Source organism: Ensifer adhaerens (assembly GCF_028993555.1).
In the GTDB taxonomy this organism is placed as follows: Bacteria; Pseudomonadota; Alphaproteobacteria; order Rhizobiales; family Rhizobiaceae; genus Ensifer; species Ensifer adhaerens_I.
Map to the genome: position 1 here is coordinate 2,290,009 of NZ_CP118610.1, position 21,726 is coordinate 2,311,734.

Genomic DNA, 21,726 nt, shown 5'->3' on the forward strand with positions numbered 1-21,726 from the left:
GACATCTGACGATATCCTCTCGCCCCGAACGCATTTCGTGTGGCAGGCAATGCGAGCCCCTCCTCTTCCTGATCGAAATGCGAAGAACTGGGAGTGCGGGATGTCCAAGGACACATCCAAGCAGAATGCCTTTTTGACTGCGCCGCTGGGTGCGGTTTTCGCAAGGACGGCGTTGCCGATCATCTTCGTGATGGGCATGAACGGGCTGCTCGCCGTCGTCGACGCGATCATGCTCGGGATCTATGTCGGTGCCGACGCCGTCGGCGCCGTGACCACAGTGTTCCCGATCTTCATCCTCATGGTGGCGCTGGCAACGCTCGTCGTCAGCGGCATGGCCAGCTTGCTCGCCCGCCATCTCGGCGCCGGCCGCTTAACCGAAGCGCGCGGTGTGTTTGCCGGCGCCCATATGCTGGCGCTGTTGATTGCCGCGTTGCTGATCGTCCTGTTCGCCATTTGCGGCGAGCGACTGGTCCTGACACTCGCCAATGGCCCCGGCCCCCTCGCCGGCATGGCCCATGGCTACATCGCCATCCTCATCGTCTGCTCACCCATCCAGTTCCTGCTGGCGGTCCATTCGGATGCGCTGCGTAGCGAGGGGCGCGCCGGCCTGATGGCGGGCCTCAGCCTGCTGGTCTCGGCTGCGAATCTCGTATTCAACTACGGGCTGATCGCACTTTTGGGATGGGGCGTTGCGGGCTCCGCTCTCGCCACGGTAATGGCACAGGCGCTGGCGCTTGGCCTCATCGTCCTCTTCCGTATCGTCGGACGCACCGAGCTCCGCCTGTCAGCCATCTTCCGACACAGCCCGTTGACCGGATGGCGCAGCATGATCGCGCTCGGGAGCCCGCAGAGCCTCGGCTTCATCGGCATGGCGCTGGTTTCGGTGACGATCATGGCCGCGCTGCAGAAGACGACGGCGGCCGAAAGCTACGACACCACCGTCGCCGCCTATGGCATCATCACCCGTATCATGACCTTCGCGCTGTTGCCGCTTCTGGGGCTGAGCCAGGCGCTGCAGGCGATCGTCGGCAACAACATCGGCGCCGGCCTCATGGATCGGGCAAACAGGATGCTGTGCCTCGGTCTGCTCGTGGCGCTGGTCTATTGCCTCACGATCGAACTCGTGCTCGTCGGCTTTGCCCGGCCGGTCGGCGCGGCCTTCGTCGACAGCGATGCGGTCGTCGCCGACGTCGCGCGCATCATGCCGGTCATGGTCGCGATGTACGTCGTCTCCGGGCCGCTGATCCTGCTCGGCAGCTATTTCCAGGCGATCGGCGATGCCGGGCGAGCGGCGATCCTCAGCCTCTCCAAGCCCTATCTCTTCACCATGCCGCTGGTCGCGGTCTACGCATCGCGCTTCGGTGAACCGGGCATCTGGTTCGCGACGCCGACGGCGGAGGCACTGTTGCTGGTGGTAGCGATGCTCGTGCTCCGGCAGGCGTCACGACAGCGGGCCATCGCAGGCCGGCTGCCCTGATGAAACCAGGATCGCTCCCTGATGGGATCGATCGAGCCGCGCCGGAAACCGCCTGCGGTTCCCGGCGCGCGTTCCACCAAGCCTGTCGGCGCGATCAGGCCGAAGCAGTCAGCGCCGGGTAGTCGACGTACCCCTTCCCGGTGCCGCCGAAATAGGTCATGCGGTCGGCATCGTTCATCGGCGCATCGGCTTTCAGCCGAGAAACGAAATCCGGATTGGCCAGCACCATCTGGCCATAGGCCTCCAGATCGGCAATCCCCGACGCGAGATCGGAACCGATCTCGTCGCGCCCGCGGCCGGGCCTGTTCAGGATCAAGGGCCGCGTCCACAATTTGCGGAGCGAGGCGAGCAACGGCTCGTCGCCCGCATGCATGATGTGCAGATAGGCAAGGCCCAGCCTGTCGAGTTCGGCAACCAGATAACGATAGAGATCCGGCCCTTCGGCACCCTCGTCGATGCCCCACATCGCAAGGCCCGGAGAGAGGCGAATGGCCGTGCGGTCGGCACCGATCTCCTCGGCAATCGCCGCGGCCACCTCGATCGCGAAGCGCGCCCGGTTCTCGATCGGACCACCGTATTCGTCAGTGCGGGTATTGGCACTCGGCGCCAGGAACTGGTGGACAAGATAGGCGTTGGCGCCATGGATCTCGACGCCGTCGGCACCGGCCTCGATCGCGCGGCGGGCCGCGTGGCGGAAGTCGGCGACGGTCTGGCGCACTTCCTCTGTCGTCAGCGCCCGCGGCGTCGGGATGTCCTGCATGCCCGTTGCCGTGAACATGCCGCCTCCCGGCGCGATCGCCGAGGGCGCAACGCCCTGACGATGATGCGGCGTGTTGTCCGGATGCGACATGCGACCGGCATGCATGAGCTGGACGAAGATGTGGCCGCCCCTCTCGTGCACGGCAGACGTGACCTTCTTCCAGCCGGCGACATGCGCATCGGTGTAGATGCCGGGCGTGGTGAGATAACCCTGGCCGTCATCCGATGGCTGGGTGCCTTCGGTGACGATCAGGCCGACGCTTGCACGCTGGGCGTAATACTCGGCGGCAAGCGTGCCGGGCGTACCATCGAATTCGGCACGGCTGCGGGTCATGGGCGCCATGGCCAGCCGGTTGGCAAGCGTATAGCGACCGACACGAACGGGATTGAATAGCAGGCTCACCAGGATCTCCTTCGAGGCTTGTCCTTACGTTGGAACCCTTGTCCACTATTCCGTCATTGGGATAAATTGGGGCATTCGGAAATTACAGTTCCATTTATGGAGCAATTGGATGACCCATCTGAACGACATGGCGCTGTTCGTCGAAGTGGCGAAAGCCAGGAGCTTTCGCAAAGCCGCCGAAATCGTCGGCATGCCCAACTCCACCCTGTCGCGGCGGATCAGCGAGTTGGAGAAGGCAATCGGGTTACGTCTGCTTCACCGCACGACGCGAAAGATCGAACTCACCGAAGCGGGCCAGCTCTATTTCGAGCGCAGCAAGCGCATCGTCGACGAAGCGCGCCTGGCCCATGAGCAGCTTGGCGGCATGCTGGAGCAGCCAAGCGGCCTCTTGCGCGTCTCCATGCCGGTCGATTTCGCAACCATCTACATGACGCCGCTGATCGCCGAATTCGCCCGCCGCTATCCGGGCATCACCTTCGATTTCGACCTGACGCCGCGGCGCGTCGATCTGGTGACGGAGCCCTTCGACGTGGTGATCCGCGCCGGAGAGCTGCAGGATTCGCGGCTGATTGCGCGGCTGCTCGGCCGTCATTCCCGCTATCTCTATGCTTCGCCTTCCTATCTCGACGCATTCGGAGAGCCACAGGCTCCGGCGGATCTGTCCCGCCACAATTGTATCTGCATGCCGAGAGCGACGGACTGGACGCTGCATGATGACCGCAACCACAAGATCGAGGTTTCGGTCGGCGGCCGCTTCACGGTCAACAATGTCGGCATGATGAGCGCACTTGCCGTCAACGGCCAGGGCATCGCCTTGCTCGCCGAACGCATCGCCGGTGACGATTTCGCCGAGGGCCGGCTGAAGCGTGTGCTGCCCGCCTGGGAGGGCACCTCCGTCTCAATTCACGCCATCACCGAAACACGGCTGCTGCCGGCCAAGACCCAGCGCTTCATCGAGTTTCTGCAGGAACAGATGGGACGCAGCTAAGGTATGTCGTGCGAATGTGCGCAACGGTTTTGCGACAATGACATCAAAAATCGAGAAAAGCGCAAGGAGCGAATTCCGAGGGATCGCGACGTGCTGTGACCGCGAACGCGATCATCTTCCTGCCCTCATGAGAACACGCTAAAGTATAGACAGCATGCGGAGAGCGGCATGGCAAACGGGCACGTCGAGCGGCGACTTGCGGTCATCATGGCCACCGACATTGTCGGCTATTCCCGTCTGACGGAGGCGGACGAAACGCGCACGCTCGGCACGGTGAAGCGGCTGCAGACCTCCATCCTTGCGCCCGGCATCGCCGCCTGCGGCGGGCGCATCGTCAAGCTGATGGGCGACGGCGCACTGGTCGTCTTCGACTCTGCCGTCAACGCAGTGGATTGCGCCCTGTCGCTGCAGGAGGCGCTCGCCTCCGATCAGCTGGAGCAGCCTCCCGACGACCGCATCCTCGTCAGGATCGGCATCAATCTCGCCGACGTCGTCATTGAAGGAGACGATCTCCTCGGCGACGGCGTCAATGTCGCGGCGCGCCTGCAAGCCTCGGCGTCGCCCGGAGGCATCTGCATCGCCGATGTCGTCCATCGGCAACTCGGCGCCAAGAACCGATCGGCCTTCCTCGACGGCGGCGAGATCGTGCTGAAGAACATCACGCGGCCCATTCACGTCTGGCACTGGACGGACGCGCCGACGATGGGGCCGGCAGCCTCGCAAGCCTGCGCACACACGTCGATCGCGGTCCTGCCGTTCGAGAACCTCGGCGGCGCGCCGGATCAGATCTTCTTCAGCGACGGCATCAGCGAGGACATCATCGGCGGGCTCGCGCGCTTCCGCTCGCTCTCCGTCACATCAGCCAGTTCCTCCTTCAGCTTTCGCGATCGGAGTGTCGACAGGAGGGAGATCGGTCGCAGGCTCGGCGCCACCTACCTCGTCGAGGGCAGCGTCCGCCGCGCCGGCGAGCGGATCCGCGTCGCCGCGCAACTGGTCGAGGCCGCGAGTGGCGCGCACCTGTGGTCGGACCACTACGACCGAAGCCTCACGGATATCTTCGCGGTGCAGGACGAGGTGACCCGGACGATCGTCTCCACCCTCGTCGGGCAGATCGAAAGCGCCGACCTGCGGCAGGCGCTCCGCAAGCCGCCAACGAGCCTTGCGGCCTATGAATTCTACCTGCGTGGGCTAGCGCATATTCGCGGCTACGAGCCGGACGACAACCGGCAGGCCTGCGCCATGTTCCAGGCGGCGGTCGACCGCGACCCGCATTTCGCTCTGGCCTACGCCCATCTGGCCCTCGCGACCATCGCCGAGCAAGGCTACGCCAACGCCCCGCAGGACGTTCTCGACCGGGCCCTGGCCATGGCGCGAAAGGCGGTCTCGCTCGATGAGACCGAAGGCGGCTGTCAGCGGCTGCTGGCGCTCATTCACGTCAACCGCCGCGAATTCGAGCTGGCCGAGCGGCACTATCGGCGCGCCTATCTGCTGAACCCCAATGATGCCAATACGCTGGTGCAGATGGGCGGGCTCTTTGCGCGGCGCGGCAAGCTTGACGAGGCCATGGAGTGGATCAACGAGGGCTTCCGGTTGAACCCGTTTCCGCCGCCCTGGTACAGCGCCGCACTCGGCAACGCCCTCTATATCCTCGGCCGCTATGAAGAGGCGGCCGCGGCGCTCAAGGAGTTGCCAAATCCCGGCCCCTTCACGCTCGCGCGCCTCGTCGCCTGCCATGCGCAGGCCGGCAGCAGCGCCGCCGCCGAGGAGGCGAAGGCCCGCCTTCTGCAGGCGCGTCCGGACTTTTCGACGGAAGACTTCGTCCGCCGCGGCCTCCTGCTCGAGCTGGACGAACACCGCGACCTGTTCCGCCAGGGGCTGCTGAAGGCAGGGCTGCCGGTGTGAGGCAATCGGCTCGCCCGACCAAAGAACCCTCTTCACGCCGGACTTTGCGTCAAAACCGCGAAAAGCCCGTGAGCGACGGCATGATGAAGCCACGCCCGTCACTGACGAAGGGAGCAAGCCCCTTGGCCACCGCCTCGCTCGGATTGCCGTAGACCTCCAGCCGCTCCACCGTGCAATGGGCAGACACATCCTGGATGTGCGCGTCGGACATCTGCCAGTGGCGCAGCACGTCATGCGAATTGCGATAGAGCTGGATGCTCACCGCCTGCATCGCCTTCTCGTCTATGAAGGTCTGCACCATCAGCTGTGGTGCGTGCCGTTCGACGAATGCGATTGCGCTCAGCACCGCCTCGCGGAACGGATCGAGATGGCCGGGGATGATGCTCATCAGGTTTCGAAAAAGCAATTGCTCGGTCATGCCGTCCTCCATGGCGTTCTGTCGCTCGGCTCCCCGGGCCGGATGCAAACCGGGCGCGACGTTCCGACGTGTCGTCATGGAAAGGCTTGTAGGAGCTCAACTATGGTTGAGGTCATCACACGTAGAACCACAGAGATTTTAGAGGTCAGCGACCGCTCGTGCACCGCGCATTAACACTTGCCGTGGAAAATTAGCACTGCTGCATGAAGCAGCTTCGAACCAAGGGCAATGATATGCTTGACCTCCCCGTGCTGACGCCGCTCGTCATCAGCTTTGCTGCGATCTACCTGTTCTTCCGCTGGGTCGTATTCGACATGAACTCCCCCAAATAGCCGGCCACCGCGCGCCACCTCGATCCGGCCATCCCGCTTGAATGTTCCTTGATGTCGTCGACCGGCCGGAAGCCGTGTCTTACGGCTGTGCCGGCGGCAGCAGGAACAGGGTCATGCCGAAGATCACATAGACGGTCAGCGCCAGAACGCCCATGTACCAGGCCGAGCGTCCGCCGTTGGAGAGCAGCGTCGCGGCCATGGTCGCGATCAACATCATCACCACCGCACCCGGCCAGAATTGCAGGTCCATGGGCTGCGGGCCGATGACATAGCTCAGGAGCACCAGCAGCGGCGCGACAAAGAGCGCGATCTGGGCCGCGCTACCAAGTGCGACGCCAACGCTCAGGTCGAGCCGGTCCTTGCGCGCCGCAGAGAATGCCGTCGCCATCTCGGCGGCGGCGCCGACGAGAGCCACCACGATGAAGCCGACGAAGGCCGGCGTCATGCCCAGCTCTTCGGCCGCCACCTGCACCGATCCGACGAAGACCTCGCTGACCAGCGCCACCAGCACCGTGACGGCCAAAAGCACGCCGATGCCGAGCGACAGCGGCCAGTGCACCTCGTCCTCGCCATGCCCGCCGGCGGAGGCGAAGAGCTCACGGTGAGTCCTCAGCGAAAACAGCATCCAGAGCCCGTAGACGATGATCAGCACGATGGAGAGGCCGGCGCTCAGTTGCTGGGTGAAAGCCGTTTGCGGCTGGCTGTCGGCGCTGCCGATCAGCGACGGCACGAGCACCGCGACGGTTGCCAAAAACAGGAGGCTTGCCTGGAAGCGCGCATTCACCCGGTTGAATTCCTGGAGGTGATGGCGCAGCCCCCCGAAAAGGAACGAGCCTCCCAGCATGAACAGCGTATTGGTAACGATCGCACCGGCAATCGATGCCTTGACCAGCAGATATTGGCCGGCCTGGAGAGCCATCAGCGCAATGACAAGTTCCGTCAGATTGCCGAGGGTGGCGTTGAGGAGTGCGCCGATCGTATCGCCGGTCCGTGCCGCGACGGCTTCCGTCGCCTGGCTGAGCAGGGCCGCAAGCGGCACGATGGCAGCCACCGACAAAAGGAAGAGCAACGTGTGCGCCCCCGGCCAGATGTGCTCTCCCGCAATCACCACGGGCACGAAAACGAGAAGCCAGAGAATGGGTGTCCGGCGCACATAGTCAAATGCACTGCCCATGGCCGCCTCCCCAGTGCCAACCGGCGAACACCCGCGATCAGTCGCACCGTTGCGGCCGTCGGGCCAACCGGATGCCACCTCCGGCTGAATGCGGTTGGTTAGTGCACAATGATTATTCCGCTTCCCGCGGAAGCGCATTGACTTTTATCAAGCCGAAATGCGCCCACGCCTTACTCCTCGACCAGCCGCGCCACGAGATCGCCGAGCAGGCGCTCCAGGTCCTCGTCCTTGTCCTGGCTCAGTGCCTCGAGGCCTACCACCTGGCGCATGATCTGCACGCCGGCGACGAGCGACATCAACAATGCCGCACGCTGCGCCGCATCCGGGCCTGAAAGCGCCTCGGTCACGTTCTTCTGGTGGTGGCTCTCCACCACCGCGCGGGCAATCTCGACGGCGCGATCGTTGGAAATCGACCGCAGCATGATGAGGAAGCCGTCGAGCGCGGTGGCGCCCGGCTCGGTCACCTTCAGCAAGGCCCTGCTGATGCGCGCCGCCCGATCGGGCGCCGTCAGCGTTTCCGGCGTCGCGATGATCGGCCTCTGGTTGGCCGCCGCCAGCACCTCGGCGAACAGCCCCTCCTTCGATCCGAAATAGCGGTTGATCAGCATCGCGGTGACACCGGCCCCCTCCGCAATCTCCCGCACGCCCGCGCCTTCGTAGCCGGACGCGATGAAGGCGGCGCGAGCGGACTTGAGAATCGCATCACGCGTGGCGGCAGAATCGCGGCGGCGGGTGTCCTTTTCGACAGGCATGAATTCTCCTTTGTCTACACATGTAGACTTAATTACGAATCGGAAGTATACAGTCGTAGACTTATCGTCGCAACGCGCCCTGCGTGGCGAGCGCCCCGCCCTCGATGGAGCCTCCTTTGATCAGCATTTGCGCCTACAGTGATAGCCTGCATTTCTTCCGCTCCTGGCTCGCGAACCCGCTGCGCGTCGCATCGGTCACGCCTTCCAGCCGCTCGCTCGCCCGCCTGATCACCCGGGAGGTCGGCGCCCGGCACGCACCGGTGCTCGAACTCGGGCCGGGAACCGGTGTCTTCACCCGGGCGCTGATCGAGCGCGGCTTGCGCGAAGAGGACCTGGTGCTCGTCGAAAGCGGCCCGGAATTCGCGTCCGTCCTCCGGCAGCGCTTTCCCACCGCCACCATCCTGACGATCGATGCGGCCCGGCTTGGCGACAGCCTGCCGCAGACACCGTCCGGCATCGGCGCCGCCGTCAGCGGCCTGCCGCTGCTTTCCATGCCGCCGCGCAAGGTCATGGCGATCCTTGCCGGCGTGTTCCTGGCGATGCGGCCGGGCGGCAGCCTCTACCAGTTCACCTATGGCCCGCGCTGCCCGATCCCGCGCCCGGTGCTCGATCGGCTCGGCCTGCGCGCCATACGACTTGGCGGTACGTTCCGCAATTTCCCTCCCGCCTCCGTCTACCGGATCAGCCGGCGCCAGCCATTGAGCCTGGCACAGGCGTTCGCGATCCGCGGCTGACGGCAAACCGAAAGAAGAAATCGATGAACGAGACTGTTCTTGTCACCGGCGGCACCGGCTTCGTTGCCCGCTGGTGCATCGTTGCCCTGCTGAAACGCGGCTACACTGTTCGCACCACGCTGCGCGATCTCGCAAAGGCCGGGGCCGTCCGGCGATCGATCGCCGCCGTCAGTGACGGCATCGACCGACTGACATTCGCGAAAGCCGATCTGATGAACGATGACGGCTGGGGCGAGGCGGTGACGGGTTGCGCCTATGTGCTGCACGTCGCCTCGCCGCTCGGCGGGGTGGCGAGTGGCGATCGCGACGCCTATATCCGCCCGGCCCGTGAAGGCACGCTGCGGGTGCTGCGTGCCTCGGTCGAAGCCGGTGTGCGCCGCGTGGTGATGACCTCCGCTGCCGCGACCGCGCGGCCGCCGCTTAAATCCGGCCTCGTCAGTGACGAGACCCGCTGGGCCGATCCGGACGACCCGCAGTTCGACGCCTACCGGGTATCGAAGATCCTTGCCGAACGCGCCGCCTGGAAGTTCATGGAGAGCGAAGGCCGGGCCACCGAGTTTACCACCGTGCTGCCTGGCGCCGTCTTCGGCCCTGTGCTCTCGACCGAAAACCTCGGCTCGGTGAAGATCATCGGCGACCTCGTCGCGGGCCGCCCGCGCCGTCTCCCGCGCCTCGGCTTCTGGGTCGTCGACGTGCGTGACCTGGCGGATCTGCACGTGACCGCAATGACTGCGCCCGCGGCCGCTGGCGAACGCTTCATCGCCGCTGGCGACTTCATGTGGATGGAGGAGATCGCAGCCACGCTGCGCGCCAAGCTCGGCGCCGAAGGCCACAAGGTTCCGACGCGACGACTGCCGACCGCCCTCGTGCGCCTGCTTGCGCCGCTTCGCTCGGATCTGAAGCCGCTCGCGCCCCTGCTCGGTCGCCAGTTTCCACTGTCGTCGGAAAAGGCCCGGCGCGTGCTCGGCTTCGCGCCACGTCCTGGCCGCAACACCGTAGTCGATTGCGCTGCGAGCCTGATCGGGGCCGGCGGTACCGGGAGCCCCAGAGCCTAGCTACAACGGCAATTCCGTCGAAAACTTCACCTTCTGCATCGGCACATCCGTTTTGACGCTCTGCACCCCCTTGATCCGGGTCAGGTGTTCGATCTGAAAGCGCCGGTAGTCGTCGAGATCGCGGGCGACGATCCGCAGCAGGAAATCACACTCCCCGGCCATCAGGTGGCACTCGACGATCTCCGGCAGCCGCTTCACCGCCTCGTTGAAGTCGTCGACCGACTTGGCGTCCTGCCCCTTCAGCCACACCCGGGCAAAGACGGTGAGGCCCATGCCGACCTTGGAAGCGTCGAGCAGCGCGACGTAGCGATTGATCACGCCGGCGTCCTCCAGAAGCTTCACGCGCCTGAGGCAGGGGGAAGGCGAAAGCCCCACCTCCTTGGCAAGTTCCACGTTCTGCAGGCGGCCGTTTCGTTGCAGGGCGGCAAGAATCCGCCGATCGATGGCGTCCAGTTCGATTGGCATTGAGTGCCTCTAACCTAGGTAATTTGATATTCGGATGCCAAATTTTCGCAACTTCACAGCATAAAGGCAACCCAATTGCGCTGTCACAGAGCTAGTCTCCGCCACCAAAGGAGACCCCATGAGCAGCATAGAATTGGATACCCTCGGCGAGGTCGCAAAACCCGTCGGGGTCAGTGAATTTCTCCGGGGGCTGGCCGCAGCCGTGCCGGTCCAGATCGGCTTTGTTCCCTTCGCGCTGGTGCTTGGCGCTCAGGCCGCGCAGAAGGGCCTGAGCCCGGCGGAGGTCCCGCTGATGACCGGTCTCAATTTCGGCGGCGGCTCGGAATTTGCCGCCATCGATCTGTGGACCTCGCCGCCGCATATCGCGCTGATCGTCGCCATCACCTTCCTGATCAACAGCCGGCACCTCCTGATGGGCGCTGCCCTGGCGCCCTTTCTCAGCGCCATGCCGAAGCGGAAGGTTTTGCCGGCGCTGTTCTTCATGTGCGATGAAAGCTGGGCCATGGGGCTTGCCGATGCGCGCGCCCGCTCCTCCTTCAGTATGGCCTACTTTCTTGGCGCTGGCATCGCGCTCTGGGCCTGCTGGATGGTCTTCACCGCCGTCGGCGCTGCGATCGGACCGATGATCGGCGATGTCGAGGCCTATGGGTTCGACATGGCCTTCCCCGCCGTGTTCCTCGTGCTGCTCAGGGGCATGTGGACCGGGCTTCGCGCCGCCCGACCCTGGCTCGTCAGCCTCGTGACCGCAGCCCTCGTCTACCTGTTTGTCCCCGGCGCCTGGTATGTGGCAGCCAGTGCGCTCTCCGGCCTCGTCTCCAGCTATCTCCTTGCGAAGCAACCATGATCGACGCATCCACCCTTCTCACCATCCTGCTGATGGCATCGGTCACCTACTCGACCCGCGCGCTCGGCTATCTGGCGCTGCGTGGCCGCACGCTCGGCTATCGGGCAACCGCCGTGATGGAGGCAGCACCGGGCTGCGTGCTGATCTCCGTCATCGCTCCGGACTTCGCCTCCGACAAGCCGGCAAGCCTGATCGCGCTGGCGGTCACGCTTGTGGCCGCCACCCGGTTGTCGCTGCTGCCGACCGTTCTGATCGGTATCGCCGCGGCCGGTGTGCTGCGCCATTTCCTCGGCTGAACCGCCAGCAAATCCGTGAAACCACTTGTTAAATCCCCCCGGCTAACATGAGCACCCGTGAAGCCGGGGTTTTTGCGTTGCTAAACAATGAACTTCATTCCTCCATCCGCGCAGGCGAGCAGGATCGCCGTGACGACCTGAAGCCTGGCAACCGGTTCCTGGGGCGGGTCGTCGCGTGCAACGGCGCACGCGCCACCATCGCTGCCGTCGCCGAAAACGGCGAAACGTCGCTGACCGAGCTCTGGTCCGTCGGGCGGCTGATCTCGATCTCCGTCGGCAGAAACCGTGTCGTGGCGCTGGTCTATTCCATGCAGACCGTCTCCGACGAATGGGGCGAGGACGCCAACAACACTTTCCGCATCGAAGTCGAGCTGATGGGCGAGGTCCACAAGGGGGCCGATGGACGCGAGACGTTTTCCGCCGGCATCAGCCAATATCCCTATCTCGGCGCGCTCGTGCACCGCATTCGCGCGGCCGACCTTGCCCGCATCTACGATTCCGGCCGCAACGATAGCTGCATCATCGGCAAGCTCACGCAGGACGAGAGCCTCGACGCGACGATCCACGTTCCCTCGATGCTGGCCAAGCACTTCGCCATTGTCGGCACGACCGGTGTCGGTAAATCGACCGCTGTCACGCTGCTGCTCAACAAGGCGATCGCCTCGGATCCGAAGTTGCGCGTGCTGATCCTCGACCCGCACAACGAGTTCGCCGCCGCCTTCCCGGAGCTTGCGGTCGTCATCGACACCGACACGCTCGACCTGCCCTTCTGGTTCTTCCGCCTCGAGGAATTCGCCGAGGTGATCTTCCGCGGCCGCCCGGCACCGCCGGACGAGCTCGACATGCTGCGCGACATCATTCCCGAAGCGAAGAAGGCTTTCCGGGGTGGCGAATCCGGTCTCATGCGGCGCCAGACAGAGAAAAGCTCGATCACCGCGGATACGCCGGTGCCCTACCGCATCGCCGATCTCCTGGCGCTGATCGACGAGCGCATCGGCCGGCTCGAGGGCCGCAACGAGAAACCGCATCTGCGCTCGCTGAAGGTCAAGATCGTCTCGGCGATCAACGATCCGCGCTACCATTTCATGTTCTCCTCGAACACGATCACCGACACGATTCAGGACACGATCGCCAAGATCTTCCGCATTCCCGGCGATGGAAAGCCGATCGCCACCTTCGAGCTTGCCGGCATTCCCTCGGAAGTCGTCAATTCCGTCGCTTCGGTGCTCTGCCGCATGGCCTTCGAAATCGGCCTGTGGAGCAATGGCGGCATTCATATGCTTGTCGTGTGCGAAGAGGCGCACCGCTACGTGCCGGCCGATCCCTCGCTCGGCTTCCTGCCGACCCGCCAGGCGATCGCCCGCATCGCCAAGGAAGGCCGCAAATACGGGGTCTCGCTCGGCGTCATTACCCAGCGCCCCGGCGAGCTTGACCCGACAATCCTGTCCCAGTGCTCGACGGTCTTTGCCATGCGGCTTGCCAACGACCGCGACCAGGAGATCATCCGTTCGGCCATTCCGAACTCTTCGACCTCGACCACCAGCTTCATCTCCTCGATCGGCAACGGCGAAGCGATCGCCTTTGGCGAGGCCGTCGCGGTGCCGATGCGCATGCGTTTCAATCGTATCGCCGAAGAGCGCCTGCCGCGCGCCCACGGTATCGTCGACCGGATCGACGAGGATGCGCCGCCGACCGTCGATCTGCGTTCGATCGTCAGCCGCATGCGGTCGATCAACGGGCCGGATATTTCCGGCTTCCAGCAGAGCTACATAGCCGCAACGACCGGCAGCGAAGAGCGACTGTGGGACAGCGAACTTGGCGCCACAGCTGCGAGCGAGGCGGAGCATGGCTTCGCCGACGCGGCGCTTGCTGCCGAACCCTACCGCCCGGACATGCTGCCGCGCAGCACCATTTCCCCCAATCCCGAGCTGGAGCGCTTCAACCAGATCCGTGAGCAGCTTCTGAACGAAAAGCCCGCGGCCGGGCAGCCCGCGCCTCGCTTCGGGGCGGCGCCCACAACGCACGGTTCGCCGCCCGCTGCGGGCGATCGACCGCGCGAAGGGTCACTCCGGGAAAGCCTGCTGAAGCGGCCGCTCGGCAGCATCATCCGCAAGACTTAAGGCGCGCGCGGTCTTTTAGATTCTCCCCATGCACTTCCGGAAAAGTCCCGGCGCGATACCGGCCTTGCCAGCGGAATCGCGCCGCCGCTAGAGTACCGGTTTTGATTGTCTGGTGACCCGGCCGCTCATCCAGAGATGAGCCCGCGCGGAGGAAGATCTTGCCCGAGAATGACTATGATGCGTTTGCGGCCGCCTATGATGCCGACAACGAAAACAACGCCTGGAATGCCTATTACGAGCGGCCGGCCGCCCTTGCGCTCGTCGGCGACGTCACGGGGTTGCGGGTGCTGGACGCCGGCTGCGGTGGTGGCGCCCACGCCGCGGCGCTGCTGGAGCGCGGAGCGACGCTCACCGGCATCGACAGAAGTGCCGGCCTGCTCGAAATCGCTGAGCGCCGTCTGGAAGGCCGCGCGCGCCTGTTGGTTGCCGATCTGAGCGAACCGCTGCCCTTTGAGAATGACGCCTTCGACATCGTGCTTGCGTCCCTCGTCATGCACTACCTCCACGACTGGTCGGCCCCTCTCCTGGAGTTCAATCGCGTGTTGAGGAACGGCGGTCGCCTGGTCTTTTCGACACATCACCCGTTCATGGATCATCAACTCTCCGGCCACGACAACTATTTCGAGACCTACAGCTTCGACGACACCTGGGAGCGCGGCGGCAGGACCATCGAAATGCGCTTCTGGCATCGGCCGCTTCATGCCATGATCGACGCGCTCACATCGGCCGGGTTTCGCATCGAGACGATCAGCGAGCCGCAGCCGGATCCGCACGCCCGCACGCTCTTTCCGGAGGCGTACAGGAGCCTGACGACCAGGCCGCGTTTCCTCTTCTTCTCGGCGGCGAAGGCATGAACGCGGCGGTCGCAAGGGTTCTTGGAATGCCACGGAACCTTTGCAGCGCCCCGTCGTTGGTCTGTGTGTTCCTGCAGCGCATTCCGTTGGCGTGTGTTCAAACAGGCAGAGAGAGCGGGAGGCCGCGATGGTCGCAAGTGTTACCCCCTTCTTGATGTTCCAGGATGGCGTGGCCGAGGCAGCCATGGCCTTCTACATCTCGCTCTTCCCGAATGCCGAGGTACTGGAGATCGAGCACTATGGCCCGGGCGAACAGGGTGCTGAAGGCAGCATCAGGGTCGCGCTCTTCCGGCTCGGCGCTCAGAGGGTCAGGTGCATCGACAGCCCGGTCAAGCACGCCTTCGGTTTCACCCCGTCCTTCTCCTTTTTCGTCGAATGCCAGAGCGAGGACGAGATCATCACCCTCGCGACCATGCTGGCCGAAGACGGCGCGGTGCTGATGCCGCTCGACAACTACGGTTTCAGCCAGCGCTTCACCTGGATCAACGACCGCTTCGGCGTGTCCTGGCAGCTGAATTTGGCCGACTGATCGGCCCAAACGCCGAGCGCTCAGAGCACTTCGTCGGCGCGCTCGATGCGCTGCCAGCTCTCGTCGAGTTGGTTGCGAAACCAGGTCATCTGGCGCTTGGCATATTGCCGCGTTGCCGCAGCGCCCATTTCGATCACCTCGGCCTCGTCGAGTTCGCCCCTGAGAAGAGCCGCAATCTGGCTGACGCCGATCGCCTTCATGAGGGGCATTTCCGGCGAAAGCTCGAGCGAAAGCAGCGTGCGCACTTCGTCGATCGCGCCACCTGAAAGCATCAATTCGAACCGGCGATTGATGCGGTCGTGCAGAAGTTTGCGCTCCGGCAGCACCACGTATTTTTCCGCCCGGTCCGGATCGACGATCATCGGGCCGTTCTGCTTTTGGAAGAAGCGGATCGGCTTGCCGGTCGCCTCCACCACCTCGAGCGCCCGGACGATCCGCTGGCCGTCGCCGACGTTCAAGGTCGCGGCCGTCTCCGGATCCTTGGCCTCGAGCGCGCGATGCAGGGCTTCGGGCCCATCCGCCTTCAGCCGTTCGCGCAGCCGCTCGCGGATCGCGGCCGGGATTTCGGGCATGTCCGAGAGACCACCGGTCAACGCCTTGAAATAGAGCCCGGTGCCGCCGACGAAGACCGGCAGCCGGCCTTCCTGCCTGAGCCTCGCAACAAGCGCTTGCGCATCGCGCAGCCAGGCGCCCGTAGAATAGGCTGATGCCGCCGGCACGTGGCCGTAGAGACAGTGCTCCACGCCCCCCATATCCTGTTCATCCGGCCGCGCCGTCAGCAGCCGCAGCGTGTCATAGACCTGCATGCTGTCGGCATTGACGACCACGCCGTCATGCCGACGCGCCAGTTCGACCGCAAGCGCAGACTTGCCGCTGGCGGTCGGCCCGGTTATCAGGATCGCGTCGCTCTCGGTATCAAGGTTGTTGTCCATGGCTCTCGTTGCCACGCTTATCGCCAATCCGTCAAATCCTGTTCTGACGCCAGCACTCGCGGAAGCCGCCGCTGACGCCGTCAAGGCGTCCGGCCTCTACTGGCTGGCAGATGGTGTTGCCTGCGACATCGCCTTGACGGACGGCACGGACCCGGATGCGGCGGAAGCGCTGCTGCGCGGTGTAATCGGCAGTGCGCCGGTCGATGTCGCCGTGCAGGACGCCGAAAGCCGCCGCAAGCGGCTTTTGATCGCCGACATGGATTCGACCATGATCGGCCAGGAATGCATCGATGAACTGGCCGCCGAAGTCGGCCTCAAGGACAAGGTGGCGGCCATCACGGCGCGCGCCATGAACGGCGAGATCGCCTTCGAGCCGGCGCTGATCGAGCGCGTCGGACTTCTGAAGGGCCTGCCGCTCGGCGTCGTCGACGAAGTGATCGCCAGGCGCATCACGCTTACACCTGGCGGGCGCACGCTGATCGCGACCATGAAGAGCAAGGGGCACTACACCGCGCTCGTTTCCGGCGGTTTCACCGTATTCACCGGACCGATTGCCGAAATGCTCGGCTTCGACGAGAACCGCGCCAACACGCTGATCGCCGAAGCGGGCATCCTCACCGGCGAGGTCGCCGATCCCATTCTCGGCAAGCAGGCCAAAGTCGATGCCCTCATCGACATTGCCGGCCGCCTCGGCATCTCGACGGACGAAGCCCTTGCCGTCGGCGATGGGGCCAACGATCTCGGCATGATCCAGCTTGCCGGCACCGGTGTCGCGCTTCATGCCAAGCCCGTGGTCGCCGAACAGGCCAAGGTTCGCATCGACCACGGCGACTTGACCGCCCTCCTCTATCTCCAGGGCTATCGCAAGACGGATTTCGTCGGATGATCATCTCCGAGACCGAGCGGCTGCGTATCCGGACCTGGAAGGAGAGCGATCGCGATCTTTTTCACGAGATCAACAGCGATCCCGAGGTCATGGAATTCTTTCCCTTCCGCCGCAGCCGCGCGGAAGCCGACGCGCTGTTCGATCGTGTCGGCCGCGGCATCGCCGAGACCGGTCTCGGTTTCTTCGCGATCGCGCTGAAGGCCGACGATCAGCCGATCGGTTTCTGCGGCCTCGCCTTGACCGACCTGGAGCCGCATTTTCCCAACGGCACGGTCGAGATCGGCTGGAGGCTCGCCACACCCTACTGGGGCCAGGGCTATGTCACGGAAACGGCCTTCGATCTGCTGCGCTACGGTTTTGAGCAAAAAGGTCTGAGCGAGATCGTCTCCTTTGCCGTCGCCGCCAATGCCCGCTCGACCGCGGTCATGCAGCGGCTCGGCATGCGCCGCGACCCGAGCCGCGACTTCAACCACCCCCGCGTGCCCGCCGACCATCCGAAGCTTATCCGCCATGTGCTTTATGCGATCAGCGCCGAGGAATGGCGGCAGCAGCGCGCGGCGGCGGCGAAGTAACCGCCTCCGCTCATGGGCTGCCCCATCATCCACACGGTGAGGCCCCTTCTTCCGCAGCGATTGAAGTGCCCCTCACCCCGCAAGCGGGAGGAGGGACGCAAGAGGCAAGCTTGGCGATCACACTGAGCCGGCGCTTTTTGGCGGCATCTTGTCCGCATAATTCTCCTTGACGGCCCGCTATGGCGGCGCGGCATAGTCGGCCTTCGGTCCGGTCAGCGCCGGCGCTCTTTGCCTCTCCGCTTGGCCGGGAGAGACATCCGGCAGGACAGTGAGGGGCCGGTCGCAAGCGCGATGCAAATTTACCGCCCTGCACCCGGATAGCTCCGCCCGATCCAGTCGACGAAAGCCTGCGCCGCATCCGACAGCGTATCGAAGCGTCGCGCCACGAGAAAGAACGCCCCATAGGGCACGGAGACGTCAAAGGGTTGCACCAACCGCCCGGCGGCAACATCGTCGCGCGCATGGTCGCGGTCGATCAAGCCGACGCCGCTTCCCCTGAGCGTGGCCTGCAGCACCATCGAGCCATCGGCAAAGATGGCGCCACGGTCAAACTTCACGGGTGCGGCGCCTGCGGCGGCAAACCACTCTTCCCAGAGCTGCCGGCTGTCCTCATGCAAAAGCGCGTGCTGCTTCAGATCCTCGGGCCGGTCGAGAGGCGATCCGGCAGCGGCGAGCGCCGGTGCGATCACCGGTATCATCTCGACCTTCGCCAGCGGCCGCACTTCCACCCGCGGCCAGCGGTCGGTGGTCAGGCTGTGGCGAATGGCGATGTCCGCTTCGCCGCTGCGAAACTCGGAAAGCCGCGGATCGGCATCGATCACCAGATCGATCTCCGGATGCTCTTCCTGGAAACCCTGCAGATGCGGCACCAGCCAGCAGCCGGCAAAGGAAGGCTCGGCACTCACCTTCAGCGTCTGCGAGAGCCGCCGCCCCGAAAGCGCGTCCAGTCTCTCGCCCACCATATCGAAGGCTGCCGTCAAAGTGCCAAGCAGCGCCCGGCCATCAGCCGTCAGCCGAACGCTGCGGTGATGCCGTTCAAACAGCGGCCGACCGATCAGATCCTCGAGCTCGCGCACCTGCCGACTGATCGCCGCCTGCGAGACGAAAAGCTCGGCGGCAGCCAGCGTGAAGCTCTCCAGCCGCCCGGCCGCCTCGAAACTCCGCAACGCTGTCAGGGGCAGACGGCCGCGCTTCATGCATAACCTCAAGTCATCCGAAGTCGACAGTAAACTCGTTTGAGGGATGCGGGCAAGTGCGATGAAATACAGGACAGAAAGGAGGTGCGGCCATGCTGACGATCATCGAAATCCTGTTCGAAGCCCTGCGGTTGGCGACCTTCCAGCCAGCACGCAAGTCGCCCCACCCGCCTGCCTCGGCGACAGCAAGTGATCACTGTTGATCACCGCATCGGTGCAGTCACCGGGCCTTCCGTTTGCGATCTGCCCCTCGCCTCGGGTTTAACCCGAGGACTAACCCTCTCCCGCTTGCGGGGAGAGGGAATGAGGACCGTCGCTCGACCTGTGTTCGGAGCGGCACGCGGAATAGAAGAGACTGAGAAGCGCGTACGTCAACGTCCGGTCTCCCTGTTTGGTGGGGAGACGGTGCCGGCAGGCGGATGAGAGGCTTCCCTCACGCCGCAGATGAGGCGCGGAGTTCGGCGCAATTGAAGATGGCAAACGCCTGAATCAAAACCTGAAGAACCGGAATCGACTTTTCAGCCGAACGGGCGATGCATCTGAAGAGATTCCGGAAATCCCGTCACACACCAGTGCGCTGCGACACCCGAACGATGCCGCAGTCGCATCTCGGAAATCTGGCCTACTCCACCCGCACGGTGACGAAACGCAGTTCGCCGGTCTTGCTGGAGAGCATCAGGAGCGCGTTGCGGCGGCCGTTCGATTTGAGCTCCTCCACCCGGTCGGCAACGTCGCCGGGCGTGTCCATCGCCTCCTGGCCGACCTCGACGATGACGTCGCCCGGCTCGACACGGCGCTCTGCCGCTGCCGAATTCGGCGAGACCTCGGTGATGACGACGCCGTCCACGTCTTCGGCAATGCCGTATTTCTTGCGCGTCTCCTCGTTCAGCGTCGCAAGCTTCATGCCGAGCACGACATCGGTCGCAGGCAGCGGCGCAGCTTCGGGCTTGTCCGGCTTCTGCGTCTCATCTTTGGTTGTCGCCGCCGGCGCGGCGGCGACCTCATCACCATCTTCGAGGCGACCGAGCGTCACCTTGACCGTCTGCTCCTTGCCGTCACGCACCACCACCACGTCGACCGCCTTGCCGACAGGGCTTTCGGCGACGGCACGCGGCAGGTCACGCATTTCCGTGACGTCGCGACCATCGAACTTGATGATGACGTCACCGGCCTTGATCTCGCCATGCGCAATCGGTCCGCCCTCGATGATGCCGGAGACGAGCGCGCCGTGCGGCGTCGCCATCTTCAGGCTCTCGGCGATATCGTCTGTAACCGGCTGGATACGGACACCGAGCCAGCCGCGCCGGGTCTCGCCGAAATCCTTGAGCTGCAGCACGACATTGGCGGCAAGCTCCGTCGGCACCGAGAAGCCGATACCGATCGAGCCGCCCGAGGGAGAGATGATCGCGGTATTGATGCCGATCACCTCACCCTGCATGTTGAAGAGCGGCCCGCCGGAATTGCCGCGATTGATCGCCGCGTCCGTCTGGATGAAGTTGTCGTAGGGGCCGGCATTGATGTTGCGGCCGCGGGCCGAGATGATGCCGACGGAGACCGAGCCGCCGAGGCCGAAGGGATTGCCGATCGCCATCACCCAGTCGCCGATGCGCATCTTGCGGGAATCGCCGAAGGGCACCGCCTTCAGCGGCGTCTTCGGCTCCACCTTCAGCACGGCCAGGTCGGTCTTGGTGTCCTTGCCGACGAGCTTGGCCTTCAGCTTGCTGCCATTGGCAAAGTTGATCTCGATATCGTCGGCGCCTTCGATCACGTGATTGTTGGTGACGATGAAGCCCGTCGGATCGATGACGAAGCCGGAGCCGAGCGAATCGACGGTGCGCTGGCGGTTACCGCCCTGGCCGCCCTGTCCTTTGAAGAACTCGTCGAAATAGGGCTGGTAGGGCGAGCCCTCCGGCACCTGCGGTGCCGGCGCATCGTCATCGTTCTTGACCTTCTGGGAGGTCGAGATGTTGACGACCGCATCCAGCAGCCCGGCGGCGAGATCGGCAACGGACGCGGGACCATTCGTCGGCGGGCGTATGGCGGTGTTCTGGGCGAGCGCCGTATTGCTGAAAACAAGCGCGCTTGTCAGCGCCAGGGCGCCCAAGGTGGTGCCAAGCGAGTGAGCTCGGGATTTCGTTCGCGTGGACAAGTCGCTTAAGCTCCTCTCGCTGTTCGATGGTCGACCACGTCTCTTGGCCGCCACCTCTGCTGCATACGGCGCCGGACGCCATAGCACTTTGATTCTTCGCACAATTTTGCGTCAACCGAAACCGGCAAGAGCGCTTATGCGGCAGGAACCGTCGACGCAATCTGCAAATCGCGCGACTTTCGATTTTCACCTGAAGATAAGGCGGAATTCGGAAGCGTCCACACACGATTTCCTGATCCCCGCGCAGAGAACTGCGAAAGGTTGGAAGGTACCGGCTGCGCGTTCTTGGAAGGAGGCGCGACGTGTCAGGTCGTCAGGTCGTGCCCGTGGTCTTTCAGGGCCTGCACCGCCTTGTCGAGATCGGAACCGGCGACGAAGACATAGTCGGTGCTGAAGGTCGAATTGGCGAAGACGCCGACGCCGGCAGCCGAAAGCGGCCTGAGCACGGACGAAAGCACGCCGGGAACATCAAAGGCAAAGTGCTGTTCGACGCGGAAGCAGCGCCAGCCGAGCGAACTCTGGACGCTGGAAGGCACGCGGGCGGCTCGGCAGACCAGCGTCATCTCCTCGCGGGAGCTCGACACGGTCCAGAAGCCTGGCCCCGGCAACCATTCGGGTATGCTGGAGCCGATATTGAGGCGGGTGATGGCGTATTCGGCATCGACCAGCCGGATCAGCAGTTTATGTGGCATTTCGCATTATCCTCGAAGCAACCATACAAGTCCGACCCCGGCAGCCACGGAAACGAGCCCCGCCAGTCGAAGCTGATGTTCGGGGACATACGGCAAACGCTTCGCCATTTCCACCAAAACCAAAGGGGCCAGTGCGTACACCAGCCCCTCGATGATCAGGAAGAATGCGATTCCCGTCAGGAAATCTGACATCGCCC

At 64.3% G+C, this 21,726-nt stretch carries 23 protein-coding genes; 13 read left to right on the forward strand and 10 right to left on the reverse strand.

Going from position 1 to position 21,726, the window contains the following annotated elements; genetic code table 11:
• Nucleotides 1-100: 100 nt before the first annotated feature.
• A complete protein-coding gene (locus PWG15_RS11255) occupies nucleotides 101-1,477 on the forward strand; it encodes an MATE family efflux transporter (protein WP_275019863.1) in 1,377 nt (458 codons plus the stop codon).
• A 94-nt stretch (nucleotides 1,478-1,571) separates the two neighbouring features.
• Here the strand turns inward: PWG15_RS11255 and PWG15_RS11260 are convergent, their stop codons facing one another.
• Nucleotides 1,572-2,579 carry an alkene reductase gene (locus tag PWG15_RS11260; RefSeq protein ID WP_425536756.1) on the reverse strand — a complete coding sequence of 336 codons (1,008 nt, stop codon included), beginning with the start codon at nucleotides 2,577-2,579 and terminating at the stop codon, nucleotides 1,572-1,574.
• A gap of 169 nt (nucleotides 2,580-2,748) precedes the next feature.
• Between PWG15_RS11260 and PWG15_RS11265 the strand changes: the two genes are divergently transcribed.
• Nucleotides 2,749-3,627, forward strand: coding sequence for a LysR family transcriptional regulator (locus tag PWG15_RS11265; RefSeq protein WP_275019865.1), 879 nt, complete (start codon nucleotides 2,749-2,751; stop codon nucleotides 3,625-3,627).
• A gap of 168 nt (nucleotides 3,628-3,795) precedes the next feature.
• Nucleotides 3,796-5,529, forward strand: a complete 1,734-nt coding sequence (locus PWG15_RS11270) for an adenylate/guanylate cyclase domain-containing protein (RefSeq protein ID WP_275019866.1) — start codon at nucleotides 3,796-3,798, stop codon at nucleotides 5,527-5,529.
• A 49-nt stretch (nucleotides 5,530-5,578) separates the two neighbouring features.
• Here the strand turns inward: PWG15_RS11270 and PWG15_RS11275 are convergent, their stop codons facing one another.
• Nucleotides 5,579-5,947: a hypothetical protein gene (locus PWG15_RS11275; protein WP_275019867.1), complete on the reverse strand. Its 369-nt coding sequence runs from the start codon at nucleotides 5,945-5,947 to the stop codon at nucleotides 5,579-5,581.
• A 203-nt stretch (nucleotides 5,948-6,150) separates the two neighbouring features.
• Between PWG15_RS11275 and PWG15_RS11280 the strand changes: the two genes are divergently transcribed.
• Nucleotides 6,151-6,279, forward strand: coding sequence for a hypothetical protein (locus PWG15_RS11280; protein ID WP_275019868.1), 129 nt, complete (start codon nucleotides 6,151-6,153; stop codon nucleotides 6,277-6,279).
• 79 nt (nucleotides 6,280-6,358) lie between these two features.
• On the opposite strand, the gene cax is transcribed toward PWG15_RS11280, so the two are convergent.
• Together cax and PWG15_RS11290 are read right to left on the reverse strand one after the other, a co-directional pair.
• A complete protein-coding gene (cax, locus tag PWG15_RS11285) occupies nucleotides 6,359-7,453 on the reverse strand; it encodes a calcium/proton exchanger (protein ID WP_275019869.1) in 1,095 nt (364 codons plus the stop codon).
• A gap of 170 nt (nucleotides 7,454-7,623) precedes the next feature.
• Nucleotides 7,624-8,205, reverse strand: coding sequence for a TetR/AcrR family transcriptional regulator (locus PWG15_RS11290; RefSeq protein WP_275019870.1), 582 nt, complete (start codon nucleotides 8,203-8,205; stop codon nucleotides 7,624-7,626).
• Nucleotides 8,206-8,321: 116 nt separating this feature from the next.
• Between PWG15_RS11290 and PWG15_RS11295 the strand changes: the two genes are divergently transcribed.
• Nucleotides 8,322-8,939, forward strand: a complete 618-nt coding sequence (locus PWG15_RS11295; RefSeq protein ID WP_275019871.1) for a class I SAM-dependent methyltransferase — start codon at nucleotides 8,322-8,324, stop codon at nucleotides 8,937-8,939.
• A 23-nt stretch (nucleotides 8,940-8,962) separates the two neighbouring features.
• Nucleotides 8,963-9,994, forward strand: coding sequence for an NAD-dependent epimerase/dehydratase family protein (locus PWG15_RS11300; RefSeq protein WP_275019872.1), 1,032 nt, complete (start codon nucleotides 8,963-8,965; stop codon nucleotides 9,992-9,994).
• Here the strand turns inward: PWG15_RS11300 and PWG15_RS11305 are convergent, their stop codons facing one another.
• Nucleotides 9,995-10,459 (reverse strand): Lrp/AsnC family transcriptional regulator, encoded by a 465-nt coding sequence (locus PWG15_RS11305; RefSeq protein ID WP_275019873.1) that lies wholly within the window; start codon nucleotides 10,457-10,459, stop codon nucleotides 9,995-9,997.
• A 118-nt stretch (nucleotides 10,460-10,577) separates the two neighbouring features.
• Between PWG15_RS11305 and PWG15_RS11310 the strand changes: the two genes are divergently transcribed.
• The 5 genes from PWG15_RS11310 to PWG15_RS11330 all read left to right on the forward strand — a co-directional run bounded on the left by PWG15_RS11310 (nucleotide 10,578) and on the right by PWG15_RS11330 (nucleotide 15,102).
• Nucleotides 10,578-11,303 (forward strand): AzlC family ABC transporter permease, encoded by a 726-nt coding sequence (locus PWG15_RS11310; RefSeq protein WP_275019874.1) that lies wholly within the window; start codon nucleotides 10,578-10,580, stop codon nucleotides 11,301-11,303.
• Complete coding sequence (locus PWG15_RS11315) at nucleotides 11,300-11,599, forward strand: branched-chain amino acid transport AzlD family protein (RefSeq protein ID WP_275019875.1); 300 nt, start codon at nucleotides 11,300-11,302, stop codon at nucleotides 11,597-11,599. The genes PWG15_RS11310 and PWG15_RS11315 overlap by 4 nt, the downstream gene beginning before the upstream one ends.
• Before the next feature lie 47 nt (nucleotides 11,600-11,646).
• On the forward strand, nucleotides 11,647-13,719 hold the full coding sequence (locus tag PWG15_RS11320) for an ATP-binding protein (protein WP_425536698.1): 2,073 nt from the start codon (nucleotides 11,647-11,649) through the stop codon (nucleotides 13,717-13,719).
• Between the two features lie 158 nt (nucleotides 13,720-13,877).
• Entirely contained in the window at nucleotides 13,878-14,573 is a 696-nt protein-coding gene (locus PWG15_RS11325) for a class I SAM-dependent methyltransferase (RefSeq protein WP_275019877.1), read from the forward strand.
• A 127-nt stretch (nucleotides 14,574-14,700) separates the two neighbouring features.
• Complete coding sequence (locus PWG15_RS11330; RefSeq protein WP_275019878.1) at nucleotides 14,701-15,102, forward strand: VOC family protein; 402 nt, start codon at nucleotides 14,701-14,703, stop codon at nucleotides 15,100-15,102.
• Between the two features lie 20 nt (nucleotides 15,103-15,122).
• Here PWG15_RS11330 and miaA read toward each other — a convergent pair whose 3' ends face one another.
• A complete protein-coding gene (miaA, locus tag PWG15_RS11335; RefSeq protein ID WP_275019879.1) occupies nucleotides 15,123-16,034 on the reverse strand; it encodes a tRNA (adenosine(37)-N6)-dimethylallyltransferase MiaA in 912 nt (303 codons plus the stop codon).
• On the opposite strand from miaA, the gene serB reads away from it, so the two are divergent.
• Both serB and PWG15_RS11345 read left to right on the forward strand, forming a co-directional pair.
• Nucleotides 16,033-16,920 carry a phosphoserine phosphatase SerB gene (gene serB / locus PWG15_RS11340; RefSeq protein ID WP_275019880.1) on the forward strand — a complete coding sequence of 296 codons (888 nt, stop codon included), beginning with the start codon at nucleotides 16,033-16,035 and terminating at the stop codon, nucleotides 16,918-16,920. The two genes, miaA and serB, sit on opposite strands and share 2 nt — an antisense overlap.
• Entirely contained in the window at nucleotides 16,917-17,492 is a 576-nt protein-coding gene (locus PWG15_RS11345) for a GNAT family N-acetyltransferase (protein WP_275019881.1), read from the forward strand. Before serB ends, PWG15_RS11345 begins: the two co-directional genes overlap by 4 nt.
• 299 nt (nucleotides 17,493-17,791) lie before the next feature.
• Here PWG15_RS11345 and PWG15_RS11350 read toward each other — a convergent pair whose 3' ends face one another.
• From PWG15_RS11350 to PWG15_RS11365, 4 genes are all read right to left on the reverse strand, one after another.
• A complete protein-coding gene (locus tag PWG15_RS11350) occupies nucleotides 17,792-18,688 on the reverse strand; it encodes a LysR substrate-binding domain-containing protein (protein WP_275019882.1) in 897 nt (298 codons plus the stop codon).
• Between the two features lie 622 nt (nucleotides 18,689-19,310).
• Entirely contained in the window at nucleotides 19,311-20,777 is a 1,467-nt protein-coding gene (locus tag PWG15_RS11355; protein ID WP_275024405.1) for a DegQ family serine endoprotease, read from the reverse strand.
• A 365-nt stretch (nucleotides 20,778-21,142) separates the two neighbouring features.
• The gene (locus tag PWG15_RS11360) at nucleotides 21,143-21,529 is read right to left on the reverse strand and encodes an ACT domain-containing protein (protein ID WP_113536086.1); all 387 of its coding nucleotides are present in this window, start codon (nucleotides 21,527-21,529) and stop codon (nucleotides 21,143-21,145) included.
• A gap of 6 nt (nucleotides 21,530-21,535) precedes the next feature.
• Nucleotides 21,536-21,721, reverse strand: coding sequence for a DUF2065 domain-containing protein (locus PWG15_RS11365; RefSeq protein WP_113536087.1), 186 nt, complete (start codon nucleotides 21,719-21,721; stop codon nucleotides 21,536-21,538).
• Nucleotides 21,722-21,726: the final 5 nt, after the last annotated feature.